Origin of the sequence: Cohaesibacter gelatinilyticus (assembly GCF_900215605.1) — a bacterium.
Classification (GTDB): domain Bacteria; phylum Pseudomonadota; class Alphaproteobacteria; order Rhizobiales; family Cohaesibacteraceae; genus Cohaesibacter; species Cohaesibacter gelatinilyticus.
The window spans coordinates 727110-747510 of sequence record NZ_OBEL01000002.1 but is presented as its reverse complement, the minus strand read 5'-3'; the positions used below and the strand labels follow the sequence as shown (position 1 = coordinate 747510).

15 protein-coding genes are annotated in these 20401 nt (G+C 53.4%); 11 read left to right on the top strand and 4 right to left on the bottom strand.

Annotated elements, in window-relative coordinates:
• Positions 1–18: 18 nt before the first annotated feature.
• Together CRO57_RS13740 and CRO57_RS13735 are read right to left on the bottom strand one after the other, a co-directional pair.
• Positions 19–3162 carry an efflux RND transporter permease subunit gene (locus tag CRO57_RS13740; RefSeq protein WP_097153998.1) on the bottom strand — a complete coding sequence of 1048 codons (3144 nt, stop codon included), beginning with the start codon at positions 3160–3162 and terminating at the stop codon, positions 19–21.
• Entirely contained in the window at positions 3162–4352 is a 1191-nt protein-coding gene (locus tag CRO57_RS13735; RefSeq protein WP_097153997.1) for an efflux RND transporter periplasmic adaptor subunit, read from the bottom strand. The genes CRO57_RS13740 and CRO57_RS13735 overlap by 1 nt, the downstream gene beginning before the upstream one ends.
• Before the next feature lie 199 nt (positions 4353–4551).
• Here CRO57_RS13735 and CRO57_RS13730 point away from each other — a divergent pair, with 199 nt between their 5' ends.
• The 7 genes from CRO57_RS13730 to pdxY all read left to right on the top strand — a co-directional run bounded on the left by CRO57_RS13730 (position 4552) and on the right by pdxY (position 11825).
• Positions 4552–5136, top strand: a complete 585-nt coding sequence (locus tag CRO57_RS13730) for a TetR/AcrR family transcriptional regulator (protein WP_097153996.1) — start codon at positions 4552–4554, stop codon at positions 5134–5136.
• 140 nt (positions 5137–5276) lie between these two features.
• On the top strand, positions 5277–6761 hold the full coding sequence (pdxR, locus tag CRO57_RS13725) for a MocR-like pyridoxine biosynthesis transcription factor PdxR (protein WP_097153995.1): 1485 nt from the start codon (positions 5277–5279) through the stop codon (positions 6759–6761).
• A 323-nt stretch (positions 6762–7084) separates the two neighbouring features.
• On the top strand, positions 7085–8650 hold the full coding sequence (locus tag CRO57_RS13720; protein ID WP_210200869.1) for a nitrite reductase: 1566 nt from the start codon (positions 7085–7087) through the stop codon (positions 8648–8650).
• Positions 8651–8735: 85 nt separating this feature from the next.
• The gene (locus CRO57_RS13715; protein ID WP_097153994.1) at positions 8736–9485 is read left to right on the top strand and encodes a Crp/Fnr family transcriptional regulator; all 750 of its coding nucleotides are present in this window, start codon (positions 8736–8738) and stop codon (positions 9483–9485) included.
• 82 nt (positions 9486–9567) lie between these two features.
• The gene (locus CRO57_RS13710; protein ID WP_097153993.1) at positions 9568–10272 is read left to right on the top strand and encodes a glutamine amidotransferase; all 705 of its coding nucleotides are present in this window, start codon (positions 9568–9570) and stop codon (positions 10270–10272) included.
• On the top strand, positions 10269–10952 hold the full coding sequence (locus CRO57_RS13705) for an MOSC domain-containing protein (RefSeq protein WP_097153992.1): 684 nt from the start codon (positions 10269–10271) through the stop codon (positions 10950–10952). The genes CRO57_RS13710 and CRO57_RS13705 overlap by 4 nt, the downstream gene beginning before the upstream one ends.
• A 30-nt stretch (positions 10953–10982) precedes the next feature.
• A complete protein-coding gene (gene pdxY, locus CRO57_RS13700; protein WP_097153991.1) occupies positions 10983–11825 on the top strand; it encodes a pyridoxal kinase in 843 nt (280 codons plus the stop codon).
• A gap of 19 nt (positions 11826–11844) precedes the next feature.
• Here pdxY and CRO57_RS13695 read toward each other — a convergent pair whose 3' ends face one another.
• Positions 11845–12426, bottom strand: a complete 582-nt coding sequence (locus CRO57_RS13695; RefSeq protein WP_097153990.1) for a hypothetical protein — start codon at positions 12424–12426, stop codon at positions 11845–11847.
• A gap of 10 nt (positions 12427–12436) precedes the next feature.
• Complete coding sequence (locus tag CRO57_RS13690; RefSeq protein ID WP_170956098.1) at positions 12437–14845, bottom strand: vWA domain-containing protein; 2409 nt, start codon at positions 14843–14845, stop codon at positions 12437–12439.
• A gap of 78 nt (positions 14846–14923) precedes the next feature.
• Here CRO57_RS13690 and CRO57_RS13685 point away from each other — a divergent pair, with 78 nt between their 5' ends.
• The 4 genes from CRO57_RS13685 (at position 14924) to CRO57_RS13670 (ending at position 20238) form a co-directional block, all read left to right on the top strand.
• Positions 14924–15691, top strand: a complete 768-nt coding sequence (locus tag CRO57_RS13685) for a helix-turn-helix transcriptional regulator (protein WP_097153988.1) — start codon at positions 14924–14926, stop codon at positions 15689–15691.
• 223 nt (positions 15692–15914) lie between these two features.
• On the top strand, positions 15915–17630 hold the full coding sequence (locus CRO57_RS13680; RefSeq protein WP_097153987.1) for a sensor histidine kinase: 1716 nt from the start codon (positions 15915–15917) through the stop codon (positions 17628–17630).
• The gene (locus tag CRO57_RS13675; RefSeq protein ID WP_097153986.1) at positions 17627–18964 is read left to right on the top strand and encodes a sigma-54-dependent transcriptional regulator; all 1338 of its coding nucleotides are present in this window, start codon (positions 17627–17629) and stop codon (positions 18962–18964) included. The genes CRO57_RS13680 and CRO57_RS13675 overlap by 4 nt, the downstream gene beginning before the upstream one ends.
• Positions 18961–20238 (top strand): ABC transporter substrate-binding protein, encoded by a 1278-nt coding sequence (locus CRO57_RS13670; RefSeq protein ID WP_170956097.1) that lies wholly within the window; start codon positions 18961–18963, stop codon positions 20236–20238. Before CRO57_RS13675 ends, CRO57_RS13670 begins: the two co-directional genes overlap by 4 nt.
• Positions 20239–20401: the final 163 nt, after the last annotated feature.

Genomic DNA, 20401 nt, shown 5'->3' with positions numbered 1-20401 from the left:
ATCCTTTATGAAATGCATTCAAGAGTGAGATTGGGGTTCTGGCTCTGGTGTGGGGGCGGACCGAAGAGTGTCAAAGCCGAACAGGGATTTCACATCTTCGGTGATGGCCAACAATACAGGCACCAGAATGAGGGTCAGCATGGTGCCAAAGATCTCGCCATAGGCAAGCGACACCGCCGCCGGGATGAGATATTGAGCCTGTTCGGATGTCTCCGACATCAGCGGCATCAGCCCCATGACCGTGGTGGCTGTGGTCAGGAATATGGCCTGAAAACGCCCAACACCTGCTTCATGCAGGCACGTCATCACATCCAGTCCTTCCTCTCGCGCCTGATTGTAGCGGGTGATCATCACCAGACAGTCATTGACGATAACGCCGGTCAGTGCCAGCATGCCAAAGAAGGAGAGAAGCGATAGAGGCAGATTCATGATCAGATGGCCAAAGGCGGCAGAGATGAAACCAAAGGGCACGATGGTGAGAATGACGACAGGCTGCCAATAGGATTTCAGCGGCACCGCCATCAGCACATAAATCAGCACACAGGCCAGGATCAGGGCTTTCTTCAGACCGCCCTTGATTTCGACAATCTCGGACAACTCACCGCCAGTGACCAATTCCACCGAAGGGTATTTGGCCTGCACTTTTGGCCAGAAGCTCTGGAACACTGCCTGGCTGACTTCTTCAGGTGATGCCACTGATTTGTCAATGCTTGCACGCACGCTGTTGATGCGCATGCCATTGGAGCGCTGGATGGAACTGGAGACATACCGGCCGGAGATCTCGGCGACCGCGCTGATTGGCACCCATTGCCCATCCTTGTTGCGGAGTTGACTATGCATCAGATCGTCCAGATCGTTGCGGGCCTTGGCATCATTGAGCACGAAAACCTTGACCTCGCTATCGCCGCGTTGGATGGTTTGGACTTGCGAGCCGCCATAGGCATAGCCGATCTGGCTGGCCAATGTCTGGCTGTCAAAGCCCAGACTGCGCGCTTCTGGACGTACCTTGATATCCAGCTCCGGTTGGCCGGGGGCCATATTATCGCGGATATTGTGCACGCCCTTGATGCCATCAAGGAAATCACGAATCTCCTTGCTGGCCAGGGCCAACAGATCGGCATCGCGGGATTGCAGTTTCAGCTGAAAGCCACCTGCCATTTCCTCCGCACCGGAAAATTGCAAACTGATGGCACCTTCCAGCGTACCGGTGCGTTCTCGCCACTCTCGCACAATGTCGAGAATGGGCAGATTGGGTCGTTGGGCGACGGGCAGCAATTCTGCAAACATCATGGCTGACTGGGCACTTTCAATGATGGCAAAGGCGACGCGGATGGGCGGTTCCGCCAGATCATGCTGCTGTTGCAATTCTTTATTCAATGCGTTGCCGATGGCTTCGATCTGATCCAGATTCTTGCGGGTCAGGTTGAAGGGGGCACGCTTGTCCATTTCCATGGCAATGGAGATGATCTGGCCCGGGACTTCCGGCAAGAAGGTGGTTTTGATCTTGCCATGATAGATGAGGCCGAGACCCAGAGATCCGAAAGCAATGAAGAGAATGAGGAAAGCATAGCGCTGGCGGATCGCCAGACCCAGCACGGGCTGATAGAGCCTGTCACGCACCCAGGCCAGACCATCTTGTGCAATGGCCTGTATTTTGCGCCAAAGGACAGCTGGTGGGAAGCGACTTTGCTTGTCCAGATCCAATGCCGCCAGATGAGCGGGCAGGATGAATTTGCTTTCGATCAGTGAGAAGATCAGAGCGAAGATGACAATGCCGGAAAAGCTGGCCAGCACTTTGCCGAGCGGGTTGTCCAGCATCAGCATGGGTGAGAAGGCAGCAATGGTCGTGAGCACACCAAAGACGGTGGCAACGGCCACACGTTTGACGCCAGCTTCCGTGCCCAGTACAGGATGCTTGTTCTTGCGTCTTTCTTCATAGACGCTTTCACCAACCACCACCGCATCATCCACCAGAATGCCAAGGGCGATGATGAGGCCGAAGGTGGTGATGTCATTGAGGGAATAATCCACCCATTTGGACCCGGCAACCGCCATGGCACCAAGGACCGAGACGGGAATGCCCATGGCCACCCAGAAGGCCAGCTTCACATTCAGGAACAGTGCCAGAATGATACCGACCAGCATCAGGCCCTGAAGGCCGTTATCGGCAAGCAGCTCCAGCCGATCAGCAATATAGCTGGAGCTGTCGCCCCAGACGACCACCTTCACATTGGTGGGCAATTGTGTCTCGAACTTGTCGACCACCTTGTGAACCACATCCGATATGGTCAACAGATTCTCTTTTGCACCAACCAGAATTTCCATGCCGGAAGTTGGTGCGCCATTGAAACGGAACAGATAGTCACCCTCCGTAAAGCCATCGTGAATGGTGGCAATATCACTCAGTGTGACCAGCGTGCCGGAGGCCTGTTCGATGATCGGAATTGCGGCAAAATCATCGGAAAATCGAGCTTTGCTGTCGGTGCGCAGATAGATATTACCGCCGACCGTGCGCAGTTTGCCCGCCTTGAAATTCAGTGATTGGGCGCGGATCCGTGTGCTGACATCGTCAATGGTCAGATTATGTCTCAGCAGCATTTCAGGCCTGATTTCGATGCGCATCTGTTGCTCATGCAGACCCCAGATCTTCAGACGTGAAATTTCCGGCTCGGACAGCAATTCCTGTTTCAGGCGTTTTGAGAGCGACTGCAAGGTAACCGGATCGGTTTGGCCATACAGGTTCACATAGAGGGCGGGAAAGTCATAGCCGCTGGCATCTATCACCGGTCGTTTGACCTTGTCTGGCAGATCAACTACGCCATCGATACGCAGGCGCACCTTGTCGAGGAGCTTTTGCAAATCCTGTCCACCGGCGCGGCGCACGATGACAGAGGATGCACCATTGTGGGACTGTGAATTGAGGCTTTTGACGCCTTCCAGTCCTTCCAACGCTTTCTCTATTTTTCGGGTTATCAACTCATCGACCTGAGCAGCCGTTGCGCCATCATAATAGGTGGAGATGGTTATGTTTTCCGGCGGGATGCGTGGGAAACCTTCTATCCGGATACCAAAAAGCGTCAGAGCACCAAGGAAGAGAATGAAGGCCATCAGCAAATTGGCCGCGACCGGATTTCGGATGAACCAGGCGGTGAGGTTATGCATCAATTTGTCTCCCCATCACCTGATTTTTCCTGCTTGCTGACAAGAGGGCGTACTTCCTGTCCGGGCAGGAATGAAGCGAGAGGTGTGGTCACCACACTTTTTTCCTGTCCTTTGGGAAGGGAAGGGGACTTGATGATGATCTGTTCATTGCTGCGGAACAGAATTTCAGGTGACGTGCGGTACAGGCGAGACTGATCATCCACAAACCAGACATACCCCTCTTGTGTACGGGCGCTTTCCGGCAGGGAAATGGCATTTTCGATAGCAGCACCGGGCAGAGAGATCTTCAGGAAGTCACCGGAGAGAATATGCGCATTCTCGGTTGCCTTGATGGTGAGAAAGATTTTGTGCTGGCGGGTCTTTTCATCCAGAAAGCCAGCGGCTTCGCGAATCCGGGCATGGGCCACAACATCGCCGCGACTATTGAGGATGTCGGCCTGTTGCCCTTTCAAGGGATGGGCAAGCAAAGCCCAATCTCTGGTGCCGAGCTGAATGACCAACTCGAAGACACTATCATCCACGAGCTTGAGAAGCTTGTCGCCAACGCTGACTGATTGGCCCGGGCTGATGGTGCGATTGGTGACAAAGCCGGAGAAGGGTGCTGTTATGATTGTGTCTGCCAGTTGCTGTTTGGCAGCATTCAGTCGCGCATTGGCTTGTCTCAGGCTGGCCTTGGCAATTTCAAACTGTGGAATTTTCAGTGCCAGATCATTCGGTGGCGTGCGACCATCGCGTTGGAATTGCTTTTTTGCCAGCAAGCGGGCATTTTCGGCCTGCCACAGGGCAAGTTCGGCTTGTTTGACTGCCAGCTCCGATGCGGTGAGTTCCACTTCATAGCGCGAGGGTTCAATGCGGATCAGTCTGGTGCCTTCAATGACCCGCTCCCCGGCCAAGGCTTTCATGGAGACCTCGATCACCCGGCCAGAAACGGCGGAGGTGATATCTGCCTGCCAACGGGGTGTGACAGAGGCAAAGGCCTCCACCCGGATCGTGTGCCGTTTCGGTGTCACCATCGTCACTGAGACCGGCAGTGTGTTGACCATGCTTTCTTCTGTTTCCACATCGATCGTGTCTTGTGCCGAATCCAGATAGATCACCACGGCTCCCAGAACGATGAGGGAAGCGGTCAGGGCAAGGAGCCGGGGAACAAGTGGGGATTGCGTGGCTTTGGTTTCCAGATCTGAAGACATCAAACTCTCGCGGCAGGAAAGGAACAATGAGGGCACTCTGTCAGGCTTACTTGGTCAAATTTATGGCAGAGAAGGATGATTTATCATTTGTTTGAACGAACGACTGTTCATGTTATATAATTTGAGGAACATTAGGTTTCAATCTCTTTCTTGGGCAAAAGGGCTTCAACTTTTCTGAAACGCGCTCTATGAATTCTGTATGGATAAGAAAACGGCAATCAAGGCGAGACGCGCCCATATCATCAATGCGGCTTTGGCATGCTTTCTGGAGAAAGGGTACAATCAGACCGGCATTCGGGACATTGCCAGGCGTGCAGAGATCAGTCTGGGCAATCTCTATAATCATTTTCCTTCCAAGAAAGCGGTGCTGATCGAAATCGCTTCCATGGAAGAGGAAGAGGTTGAAGAGCTCATCACCTTGCTGGCGGATTATCGCAATCCTGAACGGACGTTGCGCCGGTTTTTGAAGGTCTTTACCAAGGCTTGTGAAGATCCTGATTATGTGATGTTGTTTTTCGAGATCATTGGTGAAGCCATCCGCGACAAGGAAATCTCGGATCTGTTCATTGCCAGTCATGAGAAACTGGTGGATGCGCTCGCCGGGTTGCTGTTTGCTGGACAAAAGGCTGGCACCTTTCACGAGCAGACCGATCCTCGTGAAGTCGCTGAAATCATTCTCGACAGTCTGGAAGGCTATGGAGCCCGTGCGGTGCTTGGTATGAAAACGCCCAGATCAGGCAGTAAGGTTCTGCATGACTTTCTGCTGAAATCTATCCTGATGTGATCGGTCGGGTGTATTCTTGCGCGAAATCCTCCATGTCAGCTTTCGTCTTGATAGAAATATGGTGATGGGTTGGGTGGATTGGAGAGAATTGGCTTTTCAAGCCTGTTTTCTTCGACCTTCTTTTTGCTATCCTTGATGCCATGTCAGAGTTTGGTTTCAAGAAAAATCTGTTCGTGTTCGAGCAAAAGGGAACGGTCAAGCGCGCCAAATATCTGGATTTGGCCGACACGATCATTGATGACATCAAGCGTGGACGCCTGAAGCCGCAGGACAAGTTGCCCGGCACCAGAACTTTGGCGCAGATGTTGAACATGCATCGCAAGACCATTGATGCTGCCTATCAGGAATTGATTTCGCAGGGCTGGCTGGAGGCGCGTCCTTCCAGTGGTACCTTTGTTGCGAAGGATCTGCCGGTCATTCTGTCTGAAGGTCCGGCCCCGATTAAAGAGACATCCAGTTTTACCCCGACCAATCTGGCAGATCGCATTCTGTTTGAAACCAGCGACGATGTTGTCAGCGATGGACATCCAGACCCGCGCCTGTTGCCGCAAGCCGATCTTGCCAACGGATTTCGTTCGGCGGTTTCCTCGCTCAAATATGCTCATATCAAACAATCGGCAGATGCGCGTGGCCTGAAGGTCTTGCGCGAGGCCATCAGCGATTATTTGCGACAGGAGCGCGGTGTTTCGGCGAACGCCGATGAGATCATTGTGACCCGTGGCAGTCAGATGGCGCTCTATCTGAGCGCGATGACATGCTTCAAGTCAGGTGATCGGATTGCGGTGGAGATGCCCGGATACAGTCAGGCTTGGCGTGCGTTTGAAGCCTCGGGTGCCCAGATTGTCGGTATCCCCGTGGATGAGAATGGCCTGTCGATTGATGCCTTGCAAAGCATGCTGGAAACAGGTCATTGCTTTCGGGCGCTGTATCTGACGCCGCATCATCATTTTCCGACGACGGTGAGCCTGTCTCCTGAACGACGCGTCAGACTTTTGGAGCTGGCAAAACTTCATGATTTTCTCATCATCGAGGATGATTATGATCATGAATATCGCTATGTGGGGCAGCCCTTGCTGCCTCTCATTGCGCAGAAGGACGATGATCTGAATATCATCCATATCGGTTCTTTCTCCAAGATCCTGTTTTCCGGCTTTCGGCTTGGCTATCTGGTAGCAACGCCGACGCGGGTGCAGGATATGGCCCGGGCGCGCAGTTTCATGGATCGGCAGGGGGACTATCTGGTCGAAAAGGCCATGGCCTCGCTGATTGAAGAGGGAGCCATCTATCGCCATGCCAACAAGGCCCGCTTGCTGTATGAAGAGCGGCTGGATTATCTGCTTGCCGGTATCGAGGAAAAGCTCTCACGCTTTGTTTCGGTGGAGCGGCCACAAGGGGGGCTGGCGGTCTGGATTCGTCTGAAGTCTGGTCAGTCTGCACGGCGCTGGTTGAATGAAGCGTCCCTCTTGGGGTTGCAAATTCCCCCGCTGGACAGCTTCTATCCGGTTGCCTTTCAAAAAGATGATGGCTTTCGTCTGGGCTTTGCCGACAGATCGGAGCGGGAGATCGATCACTTGCTTCATATTTTGCAAAAGATTGCCCAAAAACTGGACCGAACTGGCGAATAGAGGCTCCAGATTATAGGCCGGTTTTCCAAAAGAGCACGGGCCGGTTTGTGCTGACCTTTGCCCGTGTCCGGCATTTGCTTCCTCTTGTCGCAGGGGAATTTCTTAGCTTTTGGAGCTTGCCAAGCCTCACCGATCCTTGTCGCTCTTTCCGGTCTAGCGACTCCCTTTCAACCGGTTCTATTGCGCCCGGAATTTGACGCCTAGCCTGTGTTTGCCGGGGCTGAATTTCTCCTCATTCTCGCGCAATCGAGTGACCAGACGATTGTTGCCAGATGATCAGTTCCAGCTTCAATTCTTTGTTGTCAAACATAAGGACCGGACACATGATTATCAGTTTCGGGCATAAAGTCTCCATTGCCATGGGCATGTTGCTCATGTCGACTGCACTCACTTCCGCCGAGCCAAACAGAGGCATGCAAGTCTATGAAGACTATTGTGCCTCCTGTCATGGAATGGATCTGGGTGGCTATATCGCTCCCGGCCTGAATAGTACTCGCTATGATGGGGTGGAGGGCGCAGATCTGGTGGATCTGATCTCGGACGGGGTGGAAGATACCCTGATGCCGGGCTGGGGCAAAAAGCTGTCCAAGGAGGACATTCTTGCCGTTGCCGATTATATCGTCAAAACACCTGTGCGGGACATTGAATGGACCATGGATGATATCCGCAAATCCGTGAAGGTCTATGTGCAGGATGAAAGCAAGCTGCCCAATGCCCCTACCTATGCGATAGGCTCCATGCGCGATATCATGGCTGTCACCGCTCGTGGCACCTATGCACGCGATGGCTCCAAGGTTGTCTTCTTCAATGGCGCGAACAATGAGCAGATTGCAGAGCTGCCCGTCGACCGTGCGCCGCATATCGTCAATTATGATCCATCCAACGAGCGCTGGGCCTATCTGAAAACCGATGGTGGGCGGATCTACAAGATCGATCTTTACACCATGCAGGCGGTGCGATCCGTCCAGGTTGGCTTTACCGGCCCATCCCTTGCCGTGACCTTTGACGGCAAATATGTGGTTGCCGGGTCCTTCGTGCCCAATACGGCAGTGCTGCTGGATGCCAAGACCCTCGAGCCTTTGAAATATTTCAAGCTGGAAGGTGTTGATCCGGATGGCAAGCAGGTGGAAGGGGATTCCGGTTCCATCACTGCCACGCATTTCGGTCCCTATGTTTCGATCTCGCTGGAGCAAACCGGACAGGTCTGGATTGTCGATACATCCACCCCGAATTTCGAGACCACCAAGATCAAGAATGTTGGCCGCCATTTGCATGACAGTTTCTTGTCCGAAGATGGTCGTTACATGTATATCGCTGCCTATGACGACAACAAATTGAGTGTCATCGACTTCAAGACAAAGAGCATGGTGGGAGCCATTGCAACAGGTTGCCAACCGCATACCGGGTCCGGTGCGATCTTCAAGAACAAAGCTGGCCGCAATATCGGCGTCGGCACCAATATTGGTGCACATTGTGATGATGATCGGTTTGTCACCCTGTTTGATGCTGACAGTTTCGAGGTGATCAAGCAGCTGAAGGTATCCGGCAAGACCGAGAGCCCTGCGGCCCATCCGAACGCGCCTTATGTGATTGTCGATATCGTGGAAGGTGATGATATGGACAAACTCGCCTTGATCGACAAGGAAACCCTGTCTGTTTCCAAGCTGCTGGATGTGGGCGGGCATGCCTATTTCCCTGAATATACGGCCAATGGCAAATTCATCTATGCCAGTGCCGGATATAATGGCAACAAGCTGGTCATCTTCGACAGCACCAGTCTTGAGAAGGTCAAGGAAGTGGATATGGAATCCCCCGCTGGCATCTTCTCTCATGATCGCCCACGTTGGGGCACTGTAGGTTTTGCCCCCCGCAAGCTGGCTGCCAATTAACCCATTACCCATTTGGTACCAGCAAACGGGCCGGGGAGGCTTTGCTTCTCCGGCCTTTTTCGATCCTGTTGTTTGGGAGGGGTAGATGGGACATCTTCCGGATCCAATGGCGCTTGGGCATGGCAATGCCTTGCCGATGAAGGCGCGCAATATTTTTACACCAGAACTGATGAAACAGGCGCGGCCACGCAATCTGGTCTGCGGAGAATTGATCTGCTGCCCGGAAGAGGATGCGCAATCGGTCTTCATGATCAAACGAGGATCCATCAAGATCTATCGCAACACCCGTGACGGCCGCGAAGTGATTGTCGAGCTGCTGAGCAAGGGCGAGATCTTTGGTGAAAGTGCCGTTCTGCTGGACAGTCCCTTTGATTGCTATGCCGAAGCCCTGGAGCCAACGCAGATCCTGCAGGTGCCAGCCAACTTGTTTCGAAAGGCCATTGCCGCCGATCCGGCCTATGCCTGGACTCTTCTTGGCCATGTCGCGCAGAATGTGCAGCGGATGGAAGAGGAATTGGAGCGGTCAATTCTGCTGAATGCGCCGCAGAAGGTGGGCTGCTATCTTTTGCGTCAGATTGCTGGTGCCCAGAAACGCTCGTATGGGCATTCTGGCTTTTGTCCGGCTCTGTTGCCCTTCAGCAAGGCGCTTGTTGCCTTCAAGCTGGGGATGACTCCGGAAACCATGTCGCGCTCCATTCGCAAGCTGGTCAGTCTTGGCCTGTTGCGAGAACGGGGGCGCACCATGGTCGGCATTGATCCTGAAAATCTGACGCAATACTGCTGTCAGTCCTGCTCCCAGAGCTTTCCCTGCCAAAGCGCCGAACTGGCCCCGTGAGAATATCGAAACTGGATCTGTCTTCGGGCCAAGCTTGCCATTAGGACAGAAGAGACGGTTCTGAAGGGTTAAGGAAGATCGAATGCTGAAAGTGGCTGTTGTCATCCGTCATGTGGATTTTGAGGATCTGGGATGCTTTGAAGGTGTTCTCAGCGATCATGGCTACAAGATCTATTATTATGATGTGGGCGTTAATGAGATCTGGACCCTGGATCCCTGCATTCCAGAGCTTTTGATCATTCTTGGTGGACCGGTCGGGGTCAATCAGATGGACGACTATCCCTTCCTGCAAGAAGAACAGCATATATTGGAAGCGCGGCTTGAAGCGAACAAGCCGACCTTGGGCATCTGCCTTGGTGCGCAGCAAATGGCAGCGGCCTTGGGCGGCGAGATCACGCCGATGGAAGAAAAGGAAATCGGCTTCTCGACTTTGACCTTGAGCGATGAGGGCAAACAGGGCCCTTTGGCGGAGCTGGATGGTGTCCCGGTTCTGCATTGGCATGGGGATCAGATCTTGCTTCCAGATGGGGCCACGCAACTGGCTTCAACGGAACACTGCCCTGTTCAGGCTTTTTCCATGGGAGCGAATATTCTGGGCTTGCAGTTTCACCCGGAAGCTGATGCTGAAAGCGGGCTGGAACGCTGGCTTGTGGGCCATGCTGCCGAGCTGGCCAGCGCCGGGATTGACCCGTCCGATCTGCGCGATGATGCTATCAAATATGGACCGGCTCTCAAGGCGGCCGGGCAGGCAATGCTGAAGACGTGGCTGGAAGGGCTCAATTCATGAAGACAAAGGTTGATCAGCTCTTGGTCGGAAGCGTTCAGGCTATCCCCGGCCACGAGGTGAAAAGTGGCATTGTCAAACGCCCTGTCATGTCGCGGCTGATGCTGCGCAAGGACGGGTTCGAGACCGATGCGCAGGCGGATCTGAAACATCATGGCGGGTTGGCGAAAGCCGTCCATCATTATCCGTTCGAGCATTATGAAAGCTGGTGTGAGCTGATTGGCGAGCAGGCAGTGCTCAGCCAACCCGGAGCCTTTGGCGAGAATATCTCCACTACTGGCCTGACTGAACAAAGCGTTGCGATTGGGGACCGCTTCCGCTTCGGCGATGCCTTGATTGAAGTTTCGCAAGGGCGACAGCCTTGCTGGAAACTGAACCTGCGCTTTGGTGTCCCGAGCATGGCCAAGCAGGTGCAGAAAAGTGGCATGACCGGCTGGTATTATCGGGTGCTGGAAGAGGGCTATTGCGAAGCGGGACAAGAGCTGGAGCTGGTGGAGCGCATCTCGCCGGACTGGACGCTTCACCGGCTCTGGAAGACGCTCTATGTCGATGTGCTGAATAGGGAAGAACTGGCTGGTATGGCGGCCTTGGAGCATCTGCCCGATGGCTGGCGTGGCTATGCCGAACGTCGCTTGCAGACGATGCAGGTGGAAGATTGGTCCAAACGTCTCACCGGCAAATAGCATCCTCGCTGATCTGGAAGGTACAAAGACATGCAAACAGCTGATCGCGCCCAGCGACCGTTGGTCATTTCCATTCAAAGTCAGGTCTGCCTTGGTCATGTGGGCAACAGCGCAGCTGCGCGCCCGATGCGGGCTCTTGGTATCGATCTGATCGAGGTGCCGACAGCGCTTTTGAGCAACCATCCGCATTATGCCACGATGCGCGGCGATCTGCTGCCGCCGGTCTGGCTGGAAGATTTGTTGCTTGGCTTGCAGGAGCGCGGGCTTTTGCAGCGGGCCTCGATGGTGCTGAGCGGCTTTCTTGGCTCGCCTCAATCGGCCAGGATTGTTACCAGATTTGTGGAGCGCGCAAAGCAGATCAATCCCGATCTCTATTATGCCTGTGATCCGGTGATGGGAGACAGCGATCTCGGTTTCTTTGCGCCAGAAGAATTGCAGACGATCTTTCGTGATGACTTGTTGCCGCTCACAGACTGTCTGTTGCCTAATGCATTCGAGCTGGAAGCCTTGAGCGGGATTGCGATTTCTGATGCTGAGGCGGTACAGGCCGCGCGGGAGAAACTATCTGTCCCGGCCATTCTGGCATCAAGCGTGCCTGTTCCTGACAATGAGGAATTGATTGCCAGCATCTACGCTGACAGCGAAGGAAGCGTGCATGCCAGCAATCAGCGCATGGATGTCAGACCGGCAGGCACCGGAGATTTGCTGGCTGGCTTGTTCATCGGGCGTCTGGCAATGGGAGCGGGTCCCATCACTGCGTTGAGCAAAGCCGTTCAAGGCGTGGCTGTGGCGCTGAAACATACCGATAGCGAACAATGGGCGGAAATGCCGATTGATGCCTATCTTGATGAGATCATTGCGCCGCGTGATTGAGGAATATCTGGCTTGGGCTCTAAAGCTTTCTGAAATGGGTGAGGCGTTTTGCGACGCCGCCCATTTTTTTCATCTCGCCGCGCACCACGCCATACATGGTGGTCTCATTGACCACAAACAGATAGAGATCGAAATCGATCATGCCTTCAGGATCCTTGAACTTGCCTTTGGCATGCAATTGCGGGGTTTTCTCGCCGCAGGCCAGCACACGAATTTCCTCTCCTGACAGAAGGCTTGGTTGATCGCCGAACATGGCTTTGCCGTCTTCCATGATCTGGCGAGAGGGAAGGTCGAGAGTGAATCTGGCATCTTCGATAATCCGCAGATCATAGGGGCCGACGGCAGGCAAGTCGTTGATTTGCAGGCCGTCAGCGCCAATCGTGATATTGGCCACGCTGTCATTGCCACTTGGGAGCGGCATGGTTATGCCATTGAAGCTGAGCGTGCCGAAGGTGTTATGGACATGCCATTGGCCGGGAAGAAATTCCTGCAATTTTTTGGACAGGGCATCACCGCTCAAGTGACAATAGCTTTGCTCTGCCTTGGCCTGAGCTGTTATCAGCAAGGCAGCAAGGGCGGCCATCAGGATACGGGTCTTCATCTCATCTCTCCTATTGTTTGAAGGCGCGCACCTTGAATTGTGCCTTATATCCATTGGTCACCAGAACACCGACATATTCCCGAGCTTGACCGTCCCAGTCACCGGGTCTGTTTAGCAAAACATTGGTTTTTTGAGCGCCTTCGCCCCCCTCGAACTGAATGGAATAGACGTCCCCTTCCGCTCCGTCGCGTTGAAGGGTGATTTTGGGCAAGGCAATGTCGACCGGTGGCATCCTGATCAGCGCCTGATTTTGCAAGGAGATCATGCCGGTTGTCTCAGCATTGTTCTGTGTCGGTTCAAAGCGGATCATACCCAAAGGCTTGCTCTGATCCAGAGTGGTCAGGGTCCAATCACCAAACAGGCTCTGAGAGAGATCTGCCATATCGGGGCCATGGCCATCGGCATCCAGATGGCCGGACGCCTTGGCCTTTTTCTCCATCGCTGCATTGCTTGCTGCAAGGCGGTTGGATGTCCATTCCTCCAGCAATTCAAACTGATAGACGGAGCGGCCATTGGAATCGCGCAAAATGCACATGCTGTCGACCGTCGGGCCATGGTCCGGGTCGCGCTCACCCGATGGACCATAGCCAATGCAATCGGTCAGCTGTTGCATGAAGGTAGGGTTATGGATCAGCCATTCACCATTCTCGACATTGAACACTGTGAAAGTGGGACGGCCACGGCCATCGTCACTTGCGCCATTCAGGCCGAAACCGCGCAGGAGCGGAATTTTGCTGGCACCAAGGCGTGGAATATCGATGAGGCAGAGATCCTGATCGGCACAATAATGGCTCATCTGGTCTTGTGTCACCTTGCGCAAGGTTGCCGGGTCTGCGGTGGATGGTGTGTTCTTTACCTCAAAGACCTGCCGATCCTTATCGCTGATATTGCTCTGGTCAGTTGGTGCAGCGACGCTGTCCGGATCATCTGGCAAGGTCACATCGCCGACGCGAAGGGTGGTCAGGTTTGTCTCGACCCTGTTATCTGCTGCATCAGTATGGATATAGGATAGATCATAAGTCCCGGATTGTGCGGGTAAAGTCAGGAACAGACCTTGCGGAGTGATCAGATTTTCGAGGCTTGTGCTCTGGATCTCCTGGCCGTTTTGGCGCAGGACCAGTTGATTGGAATAATAGAGATTGCCGGTGATGCCAGCTTTCAGTTTGCCGCCGGGTGCTCCGTCCAGATCGCCAGTCCAGGTGGGGGTGTGATCTGCCACATAGGCGACAGGTGAACGGGACAGGATTTTCCCGTCCTGTATGACCTGAACTTCATAAGTACCGGCTTTGGCGGGAGAGGCAAAGGTATGCCAGGAAAGGCCAGCTCCGTCCGAGCCAAAACGATATTCCTGATCGATGCGTGTCTTGTTTGCCGGATCCATCAGTTGGACCGAATATTCCGCATTGGATTGCAACGCTCCTTCGGCATGCAGAAAGAAGGAATGCTCGATACCAAGCTGATAGGGGCCTTGATCAAGCAGGGAAAAGCTGGCGGCACCTGCGGTGAATGGGACGGCAAGTTCTTTGCTCTTGCCATTGATCTGTGCATCCACACTTCCCTTGCCTTCAGGACTGATGGCTTCAATCTGATAGTGACCATGCGCCAGTTTGGCTGACAAGCCGGTGAGGATCTGATCCGCACCCTGCAATTTGCCAAGGAGTTGTTTCTTGCCGGTCCTCTGATTTATGGCGCGAAAGCTGACCTCATCGGGGCGGACTGTTCCCTCACCAAGGGCGAGTGTCAGCGTCAGTTGGGTGCTGCCTGTCGCTTCCTCTTCTGTTTTGGGTGCTTGTTCCTTTGCCAGATTGTTCAAGGCGTCTTTCAGTGACCCGGCGTCCGATGCATCGCGATAGGTGCCGCCGGTATTGTTGGCGATGCATTGCAATTTTGCTTTGTCGTCCTTGCTGGCGATGCCAAAGCCAATTACGTGAGCGGTGAAGTCGATGCCCAGAGTGTCCAATTGGCTGGCAAGGGCGCAAGGGTCTGCGTCGCAAGTCTCAATGCCATCGGAGAATAGGATTACAGTCGCGGCATTTTCTTCAAATTTCAAATGTTCCGCTGCCTGACGGACAGCTGCCGACAGGGGTGTTTTACCCTTGGGGGTCAGCGATGCAATGGCCCCTGCCACCGCGCCATATCCATCCTTTGACAAAGGCACGATGGTTTCGATGTCGCGGCAATCGCCTTTTCTGCGATGGCCATAGGCAATGAGGCCGGTTTGCTTGCCTTGCCAATTCTGGCCAATTTCCCTGAATGCCGTGCGGGCGGTTTCAATCTTGCTGCGTCCTTCGATCTGCCCCCACATGGACCCGGATGCATCGAACACGAACATGGTGGCGTCATTGGCAAAGGCTGGTCCACAGAGAAAGGTCAGCGGAACTATGGTCTTAAACAGATTTGATATTTTAAAAATATTCAATTTATGACTCCTTGGATCGACAATGATATGAAAAAGAGGCGCGTCATTGTCCATCCCCCCAAATCGAGGGAGCTATGCATGAAAATTTGGGAAGAGGTTGCGCGGCTGGAGCAACAGGAGAGCGTGGAAGAGCTATGGGCTGTGTTGCTCAAAGCCTTGTCCGATCTGGGCTTTGACTATGCGATCTATCTGACCATTGGCGCAGATGGCGAAGAGGCCCTCATGCGCTCGAATATTCCTCAGATCTATGACCTGATCCAGGTGAAGGATGATCCGTTTTTCGAGCATTGCTGCAATTCCTATGAGCCGATTTTCACCGGCATCGAATTTGCTCAAGGCTATGAGGCTCTAACAGAGGAAGAGCTGGAGTTCATCCGTCAGGCCAGCGTGGTGACCGGCTTCATTTCAGGTGTCGCATTGCCCATGCGGCTGAGCGGTTCGGAGCGCTATGGCGGCTTCAATCTGGGTACAAGGCTGAAGCGGGATGACTTTCTGGCAAAGATTGAGGATCAGTTGGAGCCTCTGCGCTTTTTATGTCTGATCGCCCATCGCCGGATCGAGGAGATCTGCCATGGTCCGGTGAACGGGAGTGCCAATGGAAAGGCTGATTTTCGCTCGCTTTTGGTGGCCCCGCAAATCTCGGATGATGTGCAGCTCAGTCCTCGCGAGCGCGAGGTCATTTATCTGTTCAGTCAGGGCCTCAGCACCAAGGAATGCGCAATTGCCTGCAATATCTCGCCCAATACGGTCGCTGAATATAGCAAGAATGCCTATAAAAAACTGAGTGCCCGTAACAGAGTAGAAGCTGTGAACCGCTTCTTTGAGCTTAATCAGAGCGATGGCTGACGCAGCAAATGCGTGCACATTCTGCGACGGATTGGACTTGGCTCTTGCCATCCTGATTATCCTGGACAGCATTCAATCATGCGAGCTTTTTGATCATCCTGTTTGAGAGTGAGATGGCTCTGAAATTGATGCAGATGAGCGGAAAGCGCTCAAAATGTGGAGTGTGAGCGATTTTCGCTCAAAGCTCGGGATGCTATTGTCTGGATGGGAGGACGATTAACCGATGATTTCCATTGAGTTGGGCAAGTTGAATCTTGTGCGGCGATATCTGCTTGCTGCCTTGATCGCTGCCCTGATCCCGTTGATCACCATTGCTGTGCTGTATGACCGATATAGTGCCACGTTGCTCAATAGCCTGATCACCAATCGGATTGATGCCAATCTTGAGGCGGTTGCCGCCAAAATGAGCCATTTCATGGCGGTGCAGGTCAATCGGTTGGAAAATATCATTGATCTGCCTGACACCAGCGATTTTTTTACCAGAGGTCCAGAACCGGGACTCTCCAATCTCTTGCATGATATTCTTTTGTTGGAAGCCGAGAGCCCGGATATCTATGCTATCGAGTTGACAGATCTCAATGGCGAGATCTTGCAGACGGTGCCGGCGTTGCGTGCTCGTCCCCGCCCATTGAATTATACCCAGCTCCCCTATGTGCAGCATGGTGATGTGGAGGTTCTGGGTCCCGTGTTGCCACAAAATGGTCGACCAGGCTATTTTCTCATTCGTATGGCCGTGATCAGGAACCATCAGAAAATTGGTCTCGTTACCCTGCGGACAAGACTGGCCTCTCTAACAGAGCAGGTGGCCTCGCTGGTGGAGCCTGATGTCTATGACCCCCAGATCATTGTCTTTGACCGGATCAGACTGACCCCTGTGGGAACAAAAGCCGCCGCACAACAGGTCTTGGCCAGATCGCGACAATTCTTTCCCGGATGGCGTATCCAGCTGGTTGAGGGGACTGGGAATCTGCAAGAGCCAAGAACACAAATCCGCTATTTCCTCCTTTTTGCGGCATTGGTGTCCATTCTGGTGCTTGTTTGGCTGTTCTTCAAGATGTCGTCACGGCTATCCGGTTATCTCTGGCCACTCAATGAAGGTGCCAAGGCGGTGGCCAACGGTAATTTTGGTGTTTCGGTTCCTGAGGATGCGCCGGGAGAGCTGGGAATGTTGGCGCGGTCCTATAATCGCATGCGAGAACAATTGGAGAGCTTGATCAAGTCGCGGGTGGATGTGGAGCGGCGTGCAGCTCTTGGCAATATGGCGGCGGGGATCGCCCATGAAATACGCAATCCCTTGACGACAATTGCCACAACAGTTCATGGCTTGAACAGAGGAGAGACCGCTCCGGATCGACAACAGATGTATGCGGTCATCTCGTCGGAGATCACCCGTGTCGACAAGACAATTGGAGAATTTCTGAATTATGCCAAACCCAGTGATCCAGTGCTGGAACGAGTTCTGATCCGTGATGTGTTTCGCAGCATTCGAACCCTTGTGGCCTCCACAGCTCATAGAAATGGCATCACGGTCAATCTATCGGGAGATTCCACTCTGGAAATCAGAATTGATCCCGCTCATCTGAAACAGATCCTGCTCAATCTGTCTTTGAATGCCATACAGGCGATGCCAGAGGGCGGGTTGTTGACCTTGCAGGCCTTTCGCGAGCAAGACCAGGCAACGATTATTGTTTCTGACACTGGTATCGGGCTGGATGAGTATACCAAGGCAAGAATATTGCGGCCCTTTTTTACCACCAAGACCGAAGGCACGGGGCTTGGTCTGTCCATCACCAGTCAGTTGGTCGAGACCAATCAAGGCAGCATGACCATTGAGAGCGAGAAAGATGTTGGCACCACCTTCATTCTTTCCTTTCCGCTTGGTGGGTCGAAGGACCTGTTGGTTGATGTGCCACATGGCAGTCGGGAGTTGGAGCAATGACTGCGACCCGTGTTCTGATTATCGATGACGAGATCAAATTGGCGCAATCCCTGGCCTTCACCTTGCGGCAGGCTGGTATGGAATGTTCCGAGGCCCACAATGGTCATATCGGCTGCAGCCAGGCCAAGCGCGAGCAACCGGATATTGTTCTATTGGACATTCGTATGCCAGGAATGGGCGGTCTTGAAGTGCTCGAATGGTTTCAAGCGGAAATGCCGGATGTGTCTGTCATCATGATGTCAGCCTTTGATGATACCAAGGACGCGGTGACGGCCATCAAGATGGGAGCGGTTGATTATCTCTCCAAACCATTCGACGTGGACGAGTTGATCCTGCTTCTGGAAGAGACGAATGCTCGCCGCCAACTGGTGGCAGAGATACAATATCTGCGGGAACGCTATAGCAATGATGCCACCTTCATTGGCAATAGCCCGCTGATCCAGAATTTGCGTGAACAGATTGACCGCTTGTCTGAGGGCAATGCCAAGACATTGCTGTTGTCCGGGGAAACCGGTGTGGGCAAGGCGGTGGTTGCGCGTGAATTGCATATGCGGGGGAGCGGCAAGGAAGTGCCCTTCGTGGAAATCAATTGTGCGACCTTGCCCGAGAACCAGATTGAAGCCGAGTTGTTTGGTGCCGAGCGTGGTGCTTTGCCGGGGCTTGTTTCCAAGCGCCGGGGTCTGGTGGAAATCGCCAATGGCGGTACTTTGTTTCTGGATGAGATCGGTGAGATGCCCTTGGCCATTCAGGCCAAATTGCTCACTTTCATCGAGACCCGCGCTTATCGCCCGGTTGGGATGATGCGCGATCATAAGTCCGATGTCCGGATCATTGCGGCAACGAACCGCAATCTGGAAGAGGCGGTGGAAGAGGGATGCTTTCGACAGGATCTGTTTTTCCGCCTCAATGTCATGCCTATCCAAATTCCTCCCTTGCGCGAGCGGGAGCTGGATATCGAGTTGCTGGCCCTGCATTTTGCTCGTCGCTTTGCAGATGAGGTTGCAACGCCGCCAATCGGATTTGACAAATCCACGCGCAGCTTCTTTGCCTCCTATCGCTGGCCGGGCAATGTGCGTGAGTTGAAAAATCTGATCGAGAGGCTGACCATTCTGCATCCGGGGCAGGTCATTTCCATTGATCAGCTGCCGTCCGAGATCCGCAATGTCGAGCCAAAAGTGCCGCTCTCAATCGAGGATTCCATGGATAATGTAGAGCGTAACATGATACAGGATGCTTTGGTGAAATGTCGGGGCAAGAAAGGACTGGCGGCAGAACGACTGGGTATTTCTCGACATGCCCTGAAGCGGCGCATGCAACGATTGGGGCTTTCATGATGGGATCATCAATAAGGCGAAATTTGTTTGCGGGCTGGATTTTGGTCCTGACATGTGTTTTCCATGATGCCTCTCTGGCGCAAGCCGAAACCCGACCTGCTTCGGTGGTCAAGGTCGGGTGTCTCTATCCTTTGACCGGACCTGGCGGACTTTATGGCCGTGACAGTGCAATTGCGATTGAAATGGCGCAGGATTTCCTTCGCTCTTCCACCGATAAAGCCTATCCAGTGCTGGATGTCAGCATAGAGGATACGCGCTCCAAAACACTTCGCTCCATTCAGATTGCGCGCAAGTTCATCGAAGAAGACAAGGTTGCTTTTCTTTGCGGTGTGGTCAGTTCCAATATAGCTCGGGCTGTGTCCGAGCGCGCCCGTGAAAGCGAGACTTTTTTCATTGGTACGGATCATGCTTCGCCGAGCCTGATCAGCGAGGCGCTGCATCCGTTTTATTTTCGCGTCAATAATGGCACCCGCCTTTCGATGCTGGCCGGGGCCAAATATATCAAACAGAAATACGAACATCAAAACAAACCGTTGAAGATCGCGTTCATCGGACCGGATTATGATTATGGATATCAGGCATGGGAAGATCTGAGGGCCTTTCTCAGCTCCATGAATATGGAACTGGATATTCGGGGGGAATATTGGTCCAAATTGTTCGAGACCGACTTCATCACCTATATCCAGCAATTGTCTCGCTCGGATATTGATATTGTGGTCAGCGGTCATTGGGGGCTTGATCTGGTGACCTTTGTCAAACAGGCCAATCAGCTTGGGTTGTTCAATCAAACCCAGATCATGAATTTTGATGCTGGTGGCAATTATGAAATCCTGGCCGAGCTTGGCAATGACATGCCATTGGGCATGGTTCTGTCCGCGCGTCATCATCTCAACTGGCCTCCTACCAAACGCAACCGTGAATTTGTTGAGGCCTTTCGCGAGAAAGCAGGACGCTATCCAAGCTATGCGGCACAAGGCGCTTACACTGGTATTCTTGCCATCGCCCAAGCAGTGCATCAGGCGGGTGGCGTTGCTGATAAAGAAGCAATCCGGGTAGCCCTGGAAGGATTGAAGTTGAATTTGCCGGAGGACCCGGAGGGCTTCCAATCCTATATGGATCCTGACAGCCATCAGATGATGCAGGTTCAGGCGATTGGCAGAACCATGTTCAATAACAACTTCCCACCGGCAACGAGTCAACTTGGGGAATGGTCCATTTATTACCCACCCAAAGCATGGCCACGCCTTGATGGAGATGGATCGAACTCTCCATGAATTGCAGAAAATCGGACTTCGAGCGCTTGCCGCTCGCATTTGGAGCCATTTGAGCGGAAGGCGCTCAGAAACCTTTCCTGTCCAAATTGAGATTGATCGAAATCCCCCACGTAATGGGAATGCGTTCCACGGAGCGCAGGGAGGATTTCGCACTGAGAAAGCA

What these genes read in the sequence shown, in the direction of transcription:
- CRO57_RS13740 (WP_097153998.1), bottom strand. Translation starts at nt 3,162, where the DNA reads ATGCATAACCTCACCGCCTGGTTCATCCGAAATCCGGTCGCGGCCAAT.
- CRO57_RS13735 (WP_097153997.1), bottom strand. Translation starts at nt 4,352, where the DNA reads ATGTCTTCAGATCTGGAAACCAAAGCCACGCAATCCCCACTTGTTCCC.
- CRO57_RS13730 (WP_097153996.1), top strand. Translation starts at nt 4,552, where the DNA reads ATGGATAAGAAAACGGCAATCAAGGCGAGACGCGCCCATATCATCAAT.
- pdxR (WP_097153995.1), top strand. Translation starts at nt 5,277, where the DNA reads ATGTCAGAGTTTGGTTTCAAGAAAAATCTGTTCGTGTTCGAGCAAAAG.
- CRO57_RS13720 (WP_210200869.1), top strand. Translation starts at nt 7,085, where the DNA reads ATGATTATCAGTTTCGGGCATAAAGTCTCCATTGCCATGGGCATGTTG.
- CRO57_RS13715 (WP_097153994.1), top strand. Translation starts at nt 8,736, where the DNA reads ATGGGACATCTTCCGGATCCAATGGCGCTTGGGCATGGCAATGCCTTG.
- CRO57_RS13710 (WP_097153993.1), top strand. Translation starts at nt 9,568, where the DNA reads ATGCTGAAAGTGGCTGTTGTCATCCGTCATGTGGATTTTGAGGATCTG.
- CRO57_RS13705 (WP_097153992.1), top strand. Translation starts at nt 10,269, where the DNA reads ATGAAGACAAAGGTTGATCAGCTCTTGGTCGGAAGCGTTCAGGCTATC.
- pdxY (WP_097153991.1), top strand. Translation starts at nt 10,983, where the DNA reads ATGCAAACAGCTGATCGCGCCCAGCGACCGTTGGTCATTTCCATTCAA.
- CRO57_RS13695 (WP_097153990.1), bottom strand. Translation starts at nt 12,426, where the DNA reads ATGAAGACCCGTATCCTGATGGCCGCCCTTGCTGCCTTGCTGATAACA.
- CRO57_RS13685 (WP_097153988.1), top strand. Translation starts at nt 14,924, where the DNA reads ATGAAAATTTGGGAAGAGGTTGCGCGGCTGGAGCAACAGGAGAGCGTG.
- CRO57_RS13680 (WP_097153987.1), top strand. Translation starts at nt 15,915, where the DNA reads ATGATTTCCATTGAGTTGGGCAAGTTGAATCTTGTGCGGCGATATCTG.
- CRO57_RS13675 (WP_097153986.1), top strand. Translation starts at nt 17,627, where the DNA reads ATGACTGCGACCCGTGTTCTGATTATCGATGACGAGATCAAATTGGCG.
- CRO57_RS13670 (WP_170956097.1), top strand. Translation starts at nt 18,961, where the DNA reads ATGATGGGATCATCAATAAGGCGAAATTTGTTTGCGGGCTGGATTTTG.